The 15,834-nt window shown below is 61.4% G+C and carries 12 protein-coding genes and 3 pseudogenes; 9 read left to right on the forward strand and 6 right to left on the reverse strand.

Features of this window, described 5'->3' with window-relative positions:
- Nucleotides 1-4: 4 nt before the first annotated feature.
- Nucleotides 5-1,174 carry a UDP-N-acetylglucosamine 2-epimerase gene (gene neuC, locus F7O44_RS06195; RefSeq protein WP_162449207.1) on the reverse strand — a complete coding sequence of 390 codons (1,170 nt, stop codon included), beginning with the start codon at nt 1,172-1,174 and terminating at the stop codon, nt 5-7.
- A 682-nt stretch (nt 1,175-1,856) separates the two neighbouring features.
- A pseudogene (locus tag F7O44_RS06200) lies at nt 1,857-2,651 on the reverse strand (IS5 family transposase).
- Between the two features lie 69 nt (nt 2,652-2,720).
- Between F7O44_RS06200 and F7O44_RS06205 the strand changes: the two are divergent.
- From F7O44_RS06205 to F7O44_RS06225, 4 genes are all read left to right on the forward strand, one after another.
- Entirely contained in the window at nt 2,721-3,008 is a 288-nt protein-coding gene (locus F7O44_RS06205; protein WP_162449208.1) for a transposase, read from the forward strand.
- Between the two features lie 118 nt (nt 3,009-3,126).
- Nucleotides 3,127-3,438 carry an IS3 family transposase gene (locus F7O44_RS06210; protein ID WP_162449209.1) on the forward strand — a complete coding sequence of 104 codons (312 nt, stop codon included), beginning with the start codon at nt 3,127-3,129 and terminating at the stop codon, nt 3,436-3,438.
- On the forward strand, nt 3,399-3,767 hold the full coding sequence (locus F7O44_RS32280; protein WP_162449210.1) for a DDE-type integrase/transposase/recombinase: 369 nt from the start codon (nt 3,399-3,401) through the stop codon (nt 3,765-3,767). Before F7O44_RS06210 ends, F7O44_RS32280 begins: the two co-directional genes overlap by 40 nt.
- A 395-nt stretch (nt 3,768-4,162) precedes the next feature.
- Nucleotides 4,163-5,422 carry a glycosyltransferase gene (locus tag F7O44_RS06225; protein WP_162449212.1) on the forward strand — a complete coding sequence of 420 codons (1,260 nt, stop codon included), beginning with the start codon at nt 4,163-4,165 and terminating at the stop codon, nt 5,420-5,422.
- Between the two features lie 31 nt (nt 5,423-5,453).
- Here the strand turns inward: F7O44_RS06225 and F7O44_RS06230 are convergent.
- From F7O44_RS06230 to F7O44_RS06245, 4 genes and pseudogenes are all read right to left on the reverse strand, one after another.
- Nucleotides 5,454-6,425, reverse strand: a pseudogene (locus F7O44_RS06230) (IS1634 family transposase); the annotation flags it as partial.
- Nucleotides 6,426-6,554: 129 nt separating this feature from the next.
- Nucleotides 6,555-7,970: a group II intron reverse transcriptase/maturase gene (gene ltrA, locus F7O44_RS06235; protein ID WP_222851112.1), complete on the reverse strand. Its 1,416-nt coding sequence runs from the start codon at nt 7,968-7,970 to the stop codon at nt 6,555-6,557.
- 566 nt (nt 7,971-8,536) lie between these two features.
- A pseudogene (locus tag F7O44_RS06240) lies at nt 8,537-9,262 on the reverse strand (IS1634 family transposase); the annotation flags it as partial.
- 94 nt (nt 9,263-9,356) lie between these two features.
- On the reverse strand, nt 9,357-9,560 hold the full coding sequence (locus F7O44_RS06245) for a hypothetical protein (RefSeq protein WP_162449216.1): 204 nt from the start codon (nt 9,558-9,560) through the stop codon (nt 9,357-9,359).
- A gap of 239 nt (nt 9,561-9,799) precedes the next feature.
- On the opposite strand from F7O44_RS06245, the gene F7O44_RS06250 reads away from it, so the two are divergent.
- The 5 genes from F7O44_RS06250 (at nt 9,800) to F7O44_RS06270 (ending at nt 15,584) form a co-directional block, all read left to right on the forward strand.
- Nucleotides 9,800-11,422 carry an ABC transporter substrate-binding protein gene (locus F7O44_RS06250; RefSeq protein ID WP_162449217.1) on the forward strand — a complete coding sequence of 541 codons (1,623 nt, stop codon included), beginning with the start codon at nt 9,800-9,802 and terminating at the stop codon, nt 11,420-11,422.
- A gap of 125 nt (nt 11,423-11,547) precedes the next feature.
- Nucleotides 11,548-12,507, forward strand: coding sequence for an ABC transporter permease (locus F7O44_RS06255; protein ID WP_162449218.1), 960 nt, complete (start codon nt 11,548-11,550; stop codon nt 12,505-12,507).
- A complete protein-coding gene (locus F7O44_RS06260; RefSeq protein WP_222851113.1) occupies nt 12,504-13,463 on the forward strand; it encodes an ABC transporter permease in 960 nt (319 codons plus the stop codon). Before F7O44_RS06255 ends, F7O44_RS06260 begins: the two co-directional genes overlap by 4 nt.
- Before the next feature lie 74 nt (nt 13,464-13,537).
- A complete protein-coding gene (locus F7O44_RS06265; protein ID WP_222851114.1) occupies nt 13,538-14,542 on the forward strand; it encodes an ABC transporter ATP-binding protein in 1,005 nt (334 codons plus the stop codon).
- A 7-nt stretch (nt 14,543-14,549) separates the two neighbouring features.
- On the forward strand, nt 14,550-15,584 hold the full coding sequence (locus tag F7O44_RS06270) for an ABC transporter ATP-binding protein (RefSeq protein WP_246220642.1): 1,035 nt from the start codon (nt 14,550-14,552) through the stop codon (nt 15,582-15,584).
- Nucleotides 15,585-15,834 lie beyond the last annotated feature (250 nt).

Here is a 15,834-nt window from a genome sequence, read left to right on the forward strand (position 1 = left end):
TTTCCTAGACCTCGGACTGTTCGATGCTAAAGAACTCCTTTGGCGTCAAGCTACCCAGATCGACAGCCTTGAGCGTGGACACGATTCGCGGCGCTGCCCGACCGTCACCGAACGGTGACTGGACGAAATGGGACTGTTGCTGATGCTCCACGGTGAGCGCGTGACGGATCGCCTGGGTGATTTCTGCTGCAGATTCACCGCAGTCGACGACGGACGCGGCACGCGGGCGACCATCTTGCCGGCTGCCAATGTTCACCGTCGGTGTGTGTACGGCGGGGGCTTCGATCAACCCGGCGGACGAGTTGCCGACAACGAGAGACGCCAGTTTGGCCAGACTCAGAAACACGGTCTGCCCCAGTGAAGGTGTCGCTATCGACCTTTGCCGGTGCGCCTCCACGTATTCATGGATGGCCGCCGAGACCGTGGAACCGTCCTGGTCGACGTTGGTCCCGGTGAAAACAACGCTTGCGTCAGGGAAACCATCCAGCGCCGCCAACAAACCCCGCACGCCAGCGCGGCTACCTTGCCTGTCAGCGGTAGCCGGGTGATACGTGACCACAAACACTGGGTCGCGCAACCGGGTGTTGAGCCGGCGGTCCAGCTCAGTTCGGTCAAGGAAACGCATCGATACTACCCTGTCGATGCTCGGCAGCCCCGTGGCGTGTACCCGTTCGGGGCGCTCCCCCATCTGGACCACTCGGCGGCGAGAGGCATCATTGGCTGTGAAGTGGAGATGGCTCAGCTTTGTGATGGCATGTCGGGTGGCGTCGTCGGTGGATCCGTAAGATAAGTCCCCGCCAGCAATGTGGGCGATCGGCAGCGATGAAATGTGGGCGGCATACGCGACGGCAAGCGCCTCATAACGGTCACCCAGGATGACGAGGATGTCTGGGGCAATACGGGCAAGTGCATCGGCAAAGCCGATCATAGCGAGTCCCGTCGACTTGGCCACCGCCGAGGGTGTGTCATTAGAGAGAACCATGTCAACACGTTCGTCGACTCGGAACCCATCCTCTTCGACCTGACGCACAGTGAGGCCTTGCCGCTCAACCAAGTGCCCGCCGGCGACCAAGAGCCGCAAATCGGCTTCTAGGTCGTCATGCAACGCTTGGATCACGGTAAACAAGGGACCGTAGTCGGCTCTCGATCCAGTGAATACACACACCCGCCGCATCGGGTTTCATCCTTCCCCGTCACGAACTGCTTCCAGCGCGTTCAAGATGTCTGCGAACAACGTGTCCGAAAACGAGGTGGGCGCCCGGTAGCTGTAGAGCATGTCCACCAACTCGGCCAAATGGAATACGACATCCCTCCGACCGCGTAGCGCACATCGCTGGTAGCGAATGAAACCCAGCCGTAACTCGCCGCGGTCGTCACCGCGTGGTTCCAGCTCGCTCGGCCATCCGTACGAGCCGTTCGAGTTATACCGGCACAGTGCCGGCGCCCAAGCCGATTCTCGACGTAGCTGATCAATCAGATGGCTATCGTTAACCCCAGCAGCGCCCGCCGCTTGCATTCGTTCGCCTGTAAATCCTGCCACCCTCTGCCCCATCCCACGAAGCTCAACGACTGCTTACCGTAGTGCGGCTACGATAATCGATCGTGAACAACTACAGGCCCTTGCGCAAAGGGGTGTATTTCCGCAGCTCCAGGCACGACAAAGCTGTGCGACGAACGCGTCTGCGTGAGAGTTGTACGACGAGTGCGTCCCGTGGGAACCGGGCCGTCCAATAAATGCAGTCCGGCGAGACATACGAAGGTTCCCTCGGCAGCTCGGCATGCGCCATTCCATGATCCGGGGTCGTTTTTCAACAGTCGCAGCAGCCGAGGCGTTCTTTAGAGCTTCCGCCAATTGATCATGGGCGGCGCTGCGGTCGGGTGTCCCAGCGGTGGGTGGTCCAGGCGGTGCGGACGAGTCGTCGGACGATGATGATGACGTTGGCCAGGGCGATCCAGAAGCCGATCACCCGAGCTCGTCGTTCGGTGCACCAGGCAAGCTTCTTGACGCGTTGTGCCAGGCGTTGGCGCGCTCGACGCCCCACCGCTTGCCAGCGGTGACCGGGGCCGGTTTGCCGCGTTCGGCGATGTCGGCGCGGATGCCCCGGGCGGCCAGTTCGGTGCGGGTCTTGGTCGAGTCGTAGCCGCGGTCTAGATGCACGGTGACGTGTTCTGGCAGCGGTCCGAGGGCGGTCAACGTGTCCAAGGTGGGCGCCAGCAGGGGCGAGTCGTGGGCGCTAGCCGGTGCCGCACCACGCCGACGGGAATGCCGGCAGCGTCGACGAGGATGGACCGCTTCGTGCCACGTTTGCCCCGGTCGACTGGGCTGCGGCCGGCCAACTCGCCACCACACGGTTCCTTGGTGATGCATCCGTCCACGGCGATGTCTGACAGCCGCAACCCGACGATCCGGTCGTAGGCGTCGCGGGCCAGCTGCTCCAGCATCTGCATGACACCGAGGGTGATCCACTCGTCCCGGCGGCGCAGCGTCGTGGCCGATACCGTGCCGTCTGCGATCCGGTGGTAGGCGCAGCCGAACACCAGCACCTGAACCAGCTTGTCGAACACCGCCCGGTCAGGAACCCGCAGCCGGTGTCCGCCCTTGGGTGAGACACATCCCGGGCCGGGAGCAGCGCGACGAACTGGCCCCACACCGTGGAGGGCTCCCGGCTCCGTAGACAGTCACCGAATTGGTTCGACGGTCTATGAGGAGAGAAGTAGAAGTGGGAGCACGTGGGAAATTCACGCCTGAGTACAAGGCCGAGGCTGTAGAGTTGGTGATCAGCTCGGGCCGCAGTATCGCTCACACGGCGAACGGCCTGGGTATCGGGTCGGAGACATTACGGAATTGGGTGAAGATGGCGAAGAAGCGTGGCGAGTTCGAGGAGAAGCCACTGGATGTTAGTGAACGAGCGCGCTTGAAGGAACTTGAAGAAGAAGTCCGTCGCCTGAAACTGGAACGGGAGATCCTGAAAAAAGCCGCGGCGTGGTTCGCGAAAGAGAGCATGTGAAGTTCGCTTTCATCTGTGATTGGATGACCATGAGCAACGCAAACCACGCAAAGAACGTATCCCTGTGTCGTTGATGTGTAAGGCTCTTGAAGTATCACGTTCGGGCTATTATGCCTGGTTGAAACGGACCGAGTCCGAACGCACATACGCCGATGCCGAATTGACGTTGATCATCGAGAAGATCCACGATGACCACCAGGGCCGTTTGGGTATCGGGCGGCTCGTGGTCGAGTTGGCCAAGCTCGGCCGCCGGCACTCACACAAGGGCATGCGGCGCCTGGTCCATGCTGCCGGCCTAGCCTGTGTGCATCCTCGCCCGTACAAGGCCACGACGGCGCAGGACGCGGCCAACACAGCCACGGCCTGGTCGACCTCGTCGAGCGCGACTTCGTGCCCGACGCTCCGAACCGGCTCTGGTTCACCGATATAACCTACATTCGCATATGGGGCGGCTGGGCCTACTTAGCGGCGATCATTGACGGATACACACGTAAAATAGTCGGCTGGTCGGTGAATACGCACATGCGCACCAGTCTCGTTACCGATGCGCTGATGATGGCGCTCGAACGCCAACGCCCAGCTCTCGGGCACACTATTATTCATAGCGACCGCGGCAGCCAGGACGACTGGTTGAATCCGCGCAATATACTTCTACTAATTGCAGTAAGAAGCTCACACAGCTGGGCATGCGGGCTTCACTTGGCCGGGCCGGGACTTGTTACGACAACGCGCTCGCTGGATCTTTCAATTCTATGTTAAAGATCGAACGTGTCTATCGTCACGTGTATCCGACGCGGACGAAGGCGCAGAAAGATATTGCCAATTACATTGAGGTGTTCTTCAATTGTAGATGAATCCATTCAGGGATCGACTACAAGACTCCGCAAGAAGTCCGCAACGAATACCTGAATCGGCAGGTCGCAGCATAACCGTCCGCAAATGGAGCGGTCCGGAAAGCTCGAGGCAGACCAGCCTAAGTCGACCCCTGCAATTTGGTCATGAGATACGCTATACATAGCCAAATGACGCCTTACACCTAAGGCCAATCCTCTCAAGTCGGATCTGCTGCTCCGAGTCAAACCCCAACTCCTCTCAGGTTTTGGTCAACGCTAAGCGATCCGGCGGGAAGTTCCGTCGCGAAGGGGCGCCAACGAATGAAAGTACTGCTTCTGACTCACGGTACCCGCGGAGATGTGGAGCCCTTTGTGGCGCTGGCCGAAGCCCTGCGTCTCGCCGGCCACGAGCCAATAGTTGCCGCGCCATCGACGTCAAGTCAGTCAATCGAACAGCGGGGCTTGAATGCGATTTCTCTTTACGATCCGTGGCCGCTGCTTTCACGTGAGCGCGTTATACGCGAGGCTTTCGAGAGAAACTATCGAGGATTGCTAGGAAAATGGCAGCTCATTCAGGTGGTCCGCAAATATAGACATTCAATGCCTTCCGTGCTCGAAGATATTGCAAAACTTGGCGACACCTACGCGGATATGCTCGTCTATCATCCTGCATTTCCTGGAAACAGGATAGCAGAACGAACCGGAGTGCCCTCGGTTGCTGCATGCGTTCAACCGCTGTGGGTGCCGACTGATTCTTTCACCAACCCTCTGATTCCTTACGACTTGCCGGCCGCCCTCAACCATATTTCATATCTAGCAACACGAATATGGTTCCGAATTCACTTCGGGGGCACGTCCGGCTTAGATAAGGTGACACGACGCCGCCTTCGTGGTGGTAGGAGTAACGTCCTGCGTAAGCCTGACGGGCGACCCGCCACGATACTTCAGGCTTTTAGCACTCACATGCTGCCATCACCACTCAACTACCCGTCATGGGTTCACACCACTGGATTTTGGTTTTCTCCTGCTACTCGTAGGTTTACACCTCCACGGGCGCTCTCTAAGTTTTTAGAAACGGACAAACCTGTGGTGTATGTCGGTTTCGGTAGCTCGATCGGCATTGATCCGGTCCGTCAAGGGCGCATAATACGACAAGCGATTAGGCTCGCAGGGGTTCGCGCCGTAGTTGTCTCCGGCTGGGGTGGGATCGAGCCAGAGTCCGACGAGGATACGTTGCCTTTGAAGAATTTGCCTTTCGACTGGCTCTTCCCGAGGATGGCGGCCATCGTGCATCACGGTGGAGTCGGCACCACAGGCTCCGCTCTCGCGTCGGGCCGCCCGCAAGTTGTATGTCCATTCTACATCGATCAGCCATTCCTGGCACGGCGCATGCACGCATCCGGCGTTGCGCCAGAACCGCTTCCTCAAATTCACCTCACGCCCGATCGGCTAGCGATCGCGATCCGCGTGGCTGTTGAAAGTCGGAGATTGAATCGACGCGCCAAGCATCTCGGGAGACTTGTACGTGACGAGAACGGCGTGGCCGCTGCCACGCGGATACTCGAATCCGAATGTCAATAAGCCAACTACTTCCTGACTCGTGCCACTGGGGTTAGTGACCTTTTTCGAGGGCGGTGAGGATCTTCTCGGCGGTAGGGGTAAGGTCGGCGTCGAAGTCGAGGTGCTGGCCGTTGATTTCGATGGTGACGGTGCGGATCGGGCGGAGGCTCTGGATGATCTTCCGGATCGACTTCCCGGTCGTGTGCTGCAGGTAGCGGCTGATCGCGAGCGCAGCGAACTCGATGGTCAGATGGGCTTGGATGGCGTCGTGGTCGTGGTGAAACACTGGACGGGCACGAAGATCACTTTTGGTCATTCTGAATGAGCGTTCGACTTCGAACAGGTCGTGGTATGCGCTGATCACAGCTGCGCCGGTCATCGTGTCGATGGGCAGGTTGGTCACATAGCCTTTCAGGCCGGCGAGCTGGCGGGCCCGTTCCACCAGGTCCCAGTCCACCCCACGGGTGGCGCCGTCGATCTTGACGAAGCGGTCCTTCTTCAACGGCCGGGTGCCGTCGGCGACCTTCTCGGCACGTTCGACCATCTTGTTAATCGACCGGTCATCACGTTTCTGCCGCTTGAATGACCACTGGTACACGATGCGGCGCTGCCGGGCGTCACCGCGGGTACCCATTACCCGGCTGGATTCGAGGATCTGCCCGTCGGTGAAGTAGTTCCCGTGCCGGTCGAAATGCTCGGCCAAGTCGTAGGGCGCTTTGGTGATTCGGGAGCCGACAATGAAGGAGAACCCCGCATCTTCCAACGCGTTCAGGTTCGCCGCGGACAGCATGCCGGCATCCGCGACCACGACCATGTCGGTGACACCATGACGGTGCTGGAACGAGCTCAGCACTGGGATCAGCGTGGTGGTCTCTGCCGTGTTCCCCTTGAACAGGTGAACCTCGAGCGGGAACCCGACAGGGTCGACCAACAGCCCGACTTGAACCTGAGGATCGATGCGGTGTTCTTTGCTCATGCCCACTCGCCGCAGGGTGTCTTCGTCTTCGATCTCGAAGTGCAACGTGTTGGGTCGGCCCGGGGCGCGGTGGCAGCGTTTCCGCCACTCCGTTTCCCCGGACCGCCCGCCGAACCCGCCGTGCGCCTCTCAGCGCAACGGGCTCTCCGCGAGGGTGATGCCGTCTGTCGGTCGTGGTCAGTAGGGACTGGGGATCGCTCGGGTTCCTCGATACCAGTAGGGTTCGATGCGAACCTTGCAGGGATCGAAGAGTGCGATTCCCGCGGCCGTGATCGTTCTCCAGCTCCCGTCAGGGCGGCGGAGCCATCGTTTGACCTGGGTCCAGTTCCAACGGTGCAACTCGCGTTGCCAGGACACGATCCGGTTCCAGAGCATGTATCTCAGGAACGAGAACCTGCGCCCGGCCAGCGCATGCCGGAAGTAGTACGTCCAGCCGCGCAACGCAGCGTTGACCTCTTTGATCACGTCCGCCAGGGGGCGGGGTGACCGGCGAGGGGTCAGGTTGCGGAGGGTCTGCTTGATGGTCCGGAACGACTTGTCCGAGATCATCGTGGCGTAGTACCACTTGCCGCCACCACGGGTCTTCCGCCACTTCAGGGTGAAGCCGAGGAAGTCGACCCCTTCGCTCAGGTGCGCGATCCGGGTCTTGGACGGCGCCAGCCGTAGCCCGAGCCCGGTGAGCACCCCGGTGACTTGTTCTTGGAGACGTTCGACATCGTCTCTGCTGCCGTTGGTCATGATGACGAAGTCGTCGGCGTAACGCACGATTCGCCAGTTGGCCAGCCCGCTCAGACGGCGTTTCCGGCGCCCCCACTGGGTCGCCTGCTCGCCGCCCGGTTGCCACGGGGCCATGATCGCCTCATCCAGCACGGACAGGGCGATGTTGGCCAGCAACGGGGAGATGATCCCGCCTTGAGGTGTCCCGGCATACGTCCCGCGTGATTCCCCGAGTTCGGTGATCACACCGGATTTGAGGAACGCGCGGACCAACGCGATGACCTTCTTGTCCGCGATTCGCTGCCGCACCCGGTCCAGGACAACCTGGTGGTCGATGTTGTCGAAACATCCTTCGATGTCTGCGTCCAACACCCACCGATACCCGCGAGTGGCGTAGAAGTGGATCTCGGCGATCGCGTCGTGGGCTCGCCGCATAGGCCGGAACCCATACGAGACCGGTAAGAAGTCGGCCTCGAAAATCGGTTCCATCACCATCTTCAAGGACTGCTGCACCACCCGGTCGGTCACCGTCGGTATCCCCAGCGGGCGCGACTTACCGCCCGGTTTCGGGATCAGTCGACGCTTGACCGGCGCGGGACGGTACGTGCCGTCCTTAAGACTCGCGGCGATCCCCGTCAGGAACACCCCAACCTGCCCACTCTCGGCGATCTGGCGCACGGTCACGCCGTCGATCCCCGAGGTGCGAGCACCCTTGTTTTGTGCCACATGCTCCCAGGCCACCAGCAGGTAGTCCGGGTGGCACACCAGGTTGAACAAGTCACCGAACCGCGTCTCGCGGTCGGTGTTCGCCCAACGGTGATACTTGGCCTGCGTCCGCGCTACCCGGTCGGTGAACGTCCGGGCGTCGGAGTTCACCGACGCATCTTGCACCCTCGCAGCACCTCCTATCCATCCTCGCTGCCGCCCTTCCCGATGTGTCCGGCTCTCCCGGACTCGCAGTACTACGGCGGCTCCGCCAGCCCTGACACCGGTCGGTGGACGACGCACCCAGCCGATCCCGCCCGCGCCGGATACGCAGGCACGCCGGCAGGCCCAGGGCCTTCCCATGTTCACTCGCTGTTCGCTCGACGAAGGAGGCACCCGGCTATCTGCCTGCGGCCACGATGGCGGCTACTCCGTAGTCGTTCACCGCCAACCCCACCCGGGAGGCGTTAACTCAACCCCCAGGCAGTCCGTCTGCTCTGCACTCCAGCAAACGGCTCACCGCGCCCGTCCCATATCCGTCAGGTTTGAGGCGGTTGTACGTCAAGACAGGTGATGACACCGGTTCCTCGCGTATACCTCTTCGCCACGCTCGCCGCACCCGCACCATCTGACAGTCCTGGCACGCCACGGCTTTGTCGGGGCTGCTTCCCGCCCTCCCGGTCGTCTCCCCGGTCAGACTGCCCCCAGCTTCACGGCACCGTGCCACGGCACGTACCGCGGTGGTGGTCTCTCACCCCCACTCGAACAACAAGCGCCTCATGGCGCACGGTGCAGTCGTATAACACCAACGACGCCGTCCCGGTGGTGCGGGCCGAGAACCCCGTGGCCGCCTTAGCCAACGTGTCGCGATAGTCGCGGTCTTGGCAGCGCTGCAACGCCCGAAACAGGGTACGCAGGCTCGGCGCCTTCACGCCGATCTCGTCCAGCACGCGAATCGTGTCGGCCTTGCTGGTCGGCTCGATGATTCTGGCCAGCACCATCGCCTTGAACGCCTCATCCGCGACTGCGTCAAACCCCAGGTATGTGTACGCGTCGGTGAGCACGCGCCAGAGCAGACGCGAGGACATGCCAACGATCCGGCCACCAGCGCCGGCCACGACAGGGCGCCCACGTGCTCGCTCGACGCCCGTCTCTGCCGGTGGGCTCACGCCCAACTGCCCCGCGTCGAACGCCGCCACATCCGCCGATGCCGAGGAGGAGGTCGTCCAGTCCGCGACGTCCTCGACCCGCGCAGGCGCCCGCTGCACAGGACCAACATCGAGGACCTCTTGCCCAGGCGCGAGCTGCTCCTGAGCGGCCACCAGCAGCAACTCAAGCTCAGCATCGGTATGAGCAGAACCCAGATGATCAACCCCGACGACCTCCCGGCCCTGCCGGGTCACGACCTGCACCGCGACCGCTCCCGAGGCCGTCCGGACCTTCCTCACGAACCGCGAAACCACGCCCCGAGACTACCGACCAGACAATTATTAGTAACCCCTTTCACCCCAACACCACCACGAACCAGCAGGTCAAACACCGCCGCCTCATCAGAGCTCACCAAGTGGCACGAGTCAGGTGCATCACGGTGGAGTCGGCACCACAGGCTCCGCTCTCGCGTCGCAAGTCGGGATATCCGCTGGTCATGAGTGGATTCACCGGCTCGAGCAGGTGCCAGGCGTGATGGCGGAGTGCTTGGGCGATGTTGGTGACGCCGGCGAGGCGGCGCAGGCTGACCGCGAGGTTGCGTAGCGAGGCCATGATCTGCGGTCCGTTGTGGGCCGGTCAGCGTCTTTGCATGCTGGCGCGTCGCGGCGATGGTCAATCGACCATAACAATCCAGCTCCAGTAGGTTCGGTCAGCCGCACGCCGGTTGCAGCAAGGGCTCACCAAGCGTAACGTAACTTGAACTATACGTTTCTGTGGTTGGAACATGCCGCGTTGCGCCCGCCCCGTGTTGCCAACGGCTTAGCCGTTGGCAACGGGAAAGGAGCAGAGGAATGAAACTGCAATCCCACGTTCCGCTTGCTGCACTAGGTTTGAGTCTGGCGCTTATCGTGGCCGCGTGCGGCACAGACGACGATGACCCCGACGTTGCGCCCTCTCGGACCACTCTGGAGGTGGCAACCGTCATAGAACCGCCTGACATTTTCCCGTACTCAGGGCACGGGGCCAAGGCGCAAGTATTCGATGCCATGCTGCATCCCATTATTCGGACCGATGCCGAGGGTGAGTTGTACTCCGATGTGCTCGAGTCGTGGGACGTGTCAGGCGATGCGCTCACGGTGACCTTCTCACTTCGCCCGGACATCGAATGGAGCGACGGGACGCCGATGTCCTCAGCCGACATCGTGATGTCACTCACGCAACATCTCGACCCCGAGATCAGTGAGCTAACACTAGCCGTCGACGGCGTTGCGGGCGAGTCCGAGTTCTTGAACGGCGACGCCGATACCGTCTCCGGGCTGTCGGCGCCGGATGACCTGACAGTGGTGGTCGAACTCGAGCAGCCCGACCCCACCTGGCTGCCGCGCTTAACCATGTTCACAGGAATCCTCATCCTGCCGGACCATGTCCTCGGGGACGTGCCGCATGACGAGCTGGAGAATCATGAGTACTTCAACAGCTACCCGGTCACGAACGGGCCATACACATTCGTTGAATGGGCGCCAGGCCAACATGTCGAGTTCGAGCGAAACGAAAACTGGTCACTAGGTGAGCCCGGTTTCGAGCGTCTGTTTATCAAGGTCATCGACGCGGACGTGGCAAGCGCCCAGCTCGAGACTCGGGAGGTCCAATTTGTCTCCCTAATTTCTCCAGGCGATGTGGACCGTATTGGTTCACTCGACGGCATTGAAATTCAAACGACCCCCGGTGACTCGCCAAATAAGTGGGGGCTAATGCACCATGGGCCATTGCTGGACAATCGGGTACGCCAGGCGATGGTCTACGCCATCGACCGTGAGGGAATCTGCCAGCTCGTCCTCGACGGCCACTGCACCGTCCCGGTCGCGAACAACTCACAGATTGGGCCGGACTGGGCGATCCCGACCACGGGTGTGACCGAGTACACCTACGATCCGGACCGCGCTCGAGGCCTGCTCGCTGAGGCCGGGTGGGACCCTGAAACGGAACTGGTCTTCCTGGACTACTTGGGAACTGAGGCGGAGGCGCTCGCCGTCGCACAGGACAACATGGCCGACGTCGGCATCAACTGGACAATCGAGAACGTCGACGTCTCCACGCTGAACGAGCGCACCGAGGAAGCACCCGAATCGTTCCACGGATTTATGGCAGGCGGAGGAACCTGGACCGTTGACCCCAGCATTGCCCGGACCTTCTATTCATGTGACGAGAAATACCCTCCTGGCGCAAATCGCGGCCACTACTGCAATGAAGAACTTGAACTTCTGTTGACTGCCGGGCACGAGGAAGCCGACCCCAACAAGCGCGCGGAAATATACCAGGAGGCGTACCGGATCATAAATGATGATGTGCCTGAGATCTCTCTCTACGTGAAGGACTTCGTCGTCGCACATGACACCCATCTCAAGGGGATCGCGACCCACGGGCTCTATCCACACCAATTGCGGAATATCGGAGATTGGTATTGGGAAGACTAAGCGATCCAGCTTATGGAGAAAGCCCTAATGTCGCACTGCCCGATAGATAAGGATCGGGCAGTGCAACACGGCTTCACACGTTCCCATGACCGGTTTCGCCTACGAGCCGGGCTGGGGAGGACTGGATGCTGACCTACGTAGTGCGTCGCTTGATCATCGCGGTCCCGGTGTTGTTTGGGATTTTGCTGATCTCGTTTGTATTGGTGCAGATGATGCCGGGCGATCCTGTGCGGGCTATGTTGAGCCCAGAAGAACTGACCGCGTCGCCGGAGTATGTTGCCCGGCGGCGCGCCGAACTGGGGTTGGACGACCCTGTCGTATTGCAGTTCGTGGCGTGGGTGCGGGAGGTAGCACAGGGCAACCTTGGCTACTCATTTCGTCGGCGTGTGCCGGTGACACAGATGATCGGTGACAGGCTCGCGCCAACGGTTCTCCTCGCCTCGGTCGCGCTCGCTTTCGCTGTTGTGATCGGCATGGCGGTCGGCGTGGTCGCTGCTCTGAAGCAGAACTCCTGGTTCGACTATCTGTCCGCAGTCGGCAGCATGGCTGCGATCTCGATCCCGAACTTTTTCCTCGGCTTGATCGCGATCTACGTGTTCGCGATCAAGCTCGGCGTTCTGCCGACCGGGGGAATGCGCACACTCGCAGCCGCAGACACCACGCTGGGCGACAGCCTGCGGCATCTAGTGCTTCCTGCCGGGGTTCTCGCGGCCAACCTGGTGGGACCATATGTTCGTTTCACCCGCCAAGGGATGCTGGAGGTGCTACGCCAGGACTACATGACTACCGCTGTCGCCAAAGGTGTACCGCGGCGTGGCGTGATCCTCCGGCACGGGCTGCACAACACATTGATCCCGCTAACCACGGTGATCGCGCTCAATATCCCTGCGCTGCTCACTGGCGTGCTGATCGTTGAGATTCTCTTCTCCTGGCCGGGCCTCGGACGTCTCACGTTCGAGGCGATAGTCGGTCGAGACTATCCCGTCATCATTGCGATGGTGTTCATGAGCGCTGTCCTCGTGATGGTTTTCAACCTGCTCGCCGATCTCCTAGCGGCCGTACTCGACCCAAGGATCCGGCTATGAGCGACAACATAAGCATGCAGACCACGCCCGCGGCTCACGGACAAGCCGAGGCCTTCAATGCCGCCACAACACCGGCAGACGCCAGCACACTCCGCCCGGCAACGCCGCCATCGTCGCCCACGCGGCTCGCCGCACGTCGGTTCCGGCGCCATCGCCTGGCCATGGCCAGTATCATCTTCATCGGGGTTCTCGTCCTGCTCGCCGTCCTGGGACCGGTGGTTTCTCCCCACAACCCGAATGCCGTGAATCCCGCGGGGGGCCGCATGCCACCCAGCGCTGATCACTGGCTGGGCACAGACTCGATCGGCAGAGACGTACTTTCCCGGTTGCTGCAAGGCGCCCGTGTGTCTCTCACGGTCGGCATCGCTGCCGGCTTGTCAGCAGCCGGACTCGGAATGATGCTCGGCCTGGTGGCGGGACTCCTGGGCGGGTGGATCGATACGGCGATCATGCGTCTGGTCGACATCTTCCTGTCGTTCCCCTCCCTGGTCGTCATCCTCCTCCTCGTGGCGATCCTGGGCCCCAGCATCGCCACTATCATCGTCGTCATCGCCTTGTTCGAATGGCCAGCATCGTGCCGGATCGTACGGCAGATGTCGCTGTCGGTAAAAGAGATGGACTTCGTCCTGGCCGCACGAGCGATCGGATCACGCAATCTGGCGATCATGTACCGCCACATGGTCGCGCCGGTGCTTCCGCCTCTCACCGTCGTCGCCACGTTCTTAAGCGCGGGAGCCATCCTTCTCGAATCTTCGCTCTCCTTCCTCGGCCTCGGCGTGAAGCAGCCCCAAGCAACCTGGGGCGGCATGTTGCAGGACGCCCAATCTCTGACGATCCTGCAGCAAATGCCGTGGCTATGGTTATCTCCCGGACTGGCGATCTCGCTCACCGTGCTCGCGATCGCCTTCATCGGCGACGGGCTGCGCGACGCCTTCGACCCGAAGCAGCAACTATGAACAGCGCAGACAGAATCAATACACTCCCGCCGGCGCCAGGTGATGGACCGCTACTGTCCGTACGAAACCTCAGCGTGCAGCTCAAGGTCGAAGGCGGAACCGTACATGCGGTACGAGACGTAAGCTGGGATATCTATCCTGGGGAGATCCTCGGTATCGTCGGGGAATCAGGTTCGGGCAAGAGCGTAAGCGTCAATGCACTCCTCAAACTCCTCCCTTCGCCCCCGGCCATCGTCACCGGTGGCCCAGTGCTCTTCGACGGCCATGACCTCCTAACGCTGTCCGAGCGTCAGCTCCGCCGTATCCGTGGCCGGAGAATCGCGATGATCTTCCAGGACCCCATGACCTCCTTCAATCCGGTCAAGACCATTGGCCACCAGATCTCGGAAACCATCCGTGTCCACGACCGCCGTATCTCCCGCCACGCCACACGCGCCCGCACCATCGAGCTGCTCACAAAGGTCGGCGTCCCCAGCCCCGCAACGCGCTACAAACAGTTCCCGCACGAATTCTCCGGCGGAATGCGCCAACGAGCGATGATCGCCATGGCCATGGCCAACCAACCCAAGCTGATCATCGCCGACGAACCCACCACCGCCTTAGATGTCACCATCCAGGCGCAAGTCCTGGAAGTACTCCAGCTTGCCCAGCAGGAGACCGGTGCGGGCATCATCCTCATCACTCACGATCTCGGACTCATCGCCGAACTCGCCGACCGAGTCCTCGTGATGTATGCCGGCAAGATCGTCGAATCCGCGCGCGCATTGCCGCTGTTCCAGCAACCCCGCCATCCCTACACCCTCGCCCTGCTCGCCAGCCTCCCCCGCATCGACGCCGAACTCGACCACCTGGTCTCCATCCCTGGCCAACCGCCCAGCTTGATCTCCCCACCGCCCGGCTGCGCATTCCATCCGCGATGTCATCTAACGCGCGGCCGCGAACAATGCCACACACAACAGCCAGACCTCGTCGATCTCGGGCGTCGCGCCACGGCCTGTCACTTCTGGAACGAGATGGATCAAGAGACCGCCACGATCGCTTCCGAGCTCGGCACCACACCCGCCCGGCGACAGGACTGAAACCGCCATGAGCACCACCCAAACCACACGAGGCATGGACGTCCACCAGCGACCACGCAAAGGTGAGGAACTCCTTCGCGTTGAAGACCTCACCGTGCAATTCCCGGTCACATCGGCCGTCCTGCGCCGCCAGCTCGGGCGCGTGCTCGCCGTCGACGGCATCAACCTCCAACTCGCCGCCGGTGAAACACTCGGTCTCGTCGGCGAATCCGGCTGCGGCAAATCAACTACAGGGCTCGCTCTACTTCGCCTCATAGAACCCACCGCCGGACGGATCCTCTTTCACGGCCACGACCTAACCACCCTGAACAAGAGCGCCTTGCGGACGCTCCGACGAGAGATGCAGATCGTCTTGCAAGACCCGTTCTCCTCCCTCGACCCCCGTATGACAGTCCGCGCGATCATCGCCGAGCCACTTAAGGTCCACGGCATCGAGAAAGGTAAGGCACGCACCAGGCGCGTCAACGACCTTCTGGAACTCGTCGGCCTTCATCCCGAACACGCCTCTCGCTACCCCCACGAGTTCTCCGGGGGCCAACGCCAACGAATCAGCATCGCCCGCGCCCTCGCCCTCGATCCCCAACTCCTCGTGCTCGACGAACCCGTCTCCGCGCTCGACGTGTCCATCCAGGCACAAATCGTCAACCTCCTGCAACGACTCCAAGACGAACTCTCGCTGGCCTACTTGTTCATCGCCCACGACCTATCCGTCATCAAACACATCTGCGACCGAGTCGCCGTCATGTACCTCGGCCGCATCGTCGAAACCGGCACACCCCAACAGGTCTACCACCAACCCACACACCCCTATACCCAGGCGCTACTCTCCGCAGTCCCGATACCCGACCCCACACAGAGAGGCACAAAACAACGCATAGCACTCACCGGCGACGTCCCTAGCCCACAAGATCCTCCGTCCGGGTGCCGATTCCGCACCCGCTGCTGGAAGGCCCAACAACGGTGCGCCGACGAAACGCCAGAACTCATCGACCGCTACAACCACGGCCACCCCAGCGCATGCCACTTCGCCGCCCGACGCTAAGGGGAATCTATGGAAACGACAGCCACACCCGAGACGCTCCTTGAGTGGTGAATAGACGCCCCGTACCCAGGTGGGAATATCATAGTCTACGAAAACCGACGCTGCCGAATACTCGAGGGCTCCACCTTGCCGAGGCCCTGGGATGTGTACTATGCCGAAGAAGATCAATGTCCGTCTCACGAAAGATCTGGGTTGGCTGTGGAAAGTACATCGACTGATGGGCAGAAGTCATATATCTCGCGCAGTCGGT

The sequence above is a fragment of the Phytoactinopolyspora mesophila genome (assembly GCF_010122465.1).
GTDB classification, from domain to species: domain Bacteria; phylum Actinomycetota; class Actinomycetes; order Jiangellales; family Jiangellaceae; genus Phytoactinopolyspora; species Phytoactinopolyspora mesophila.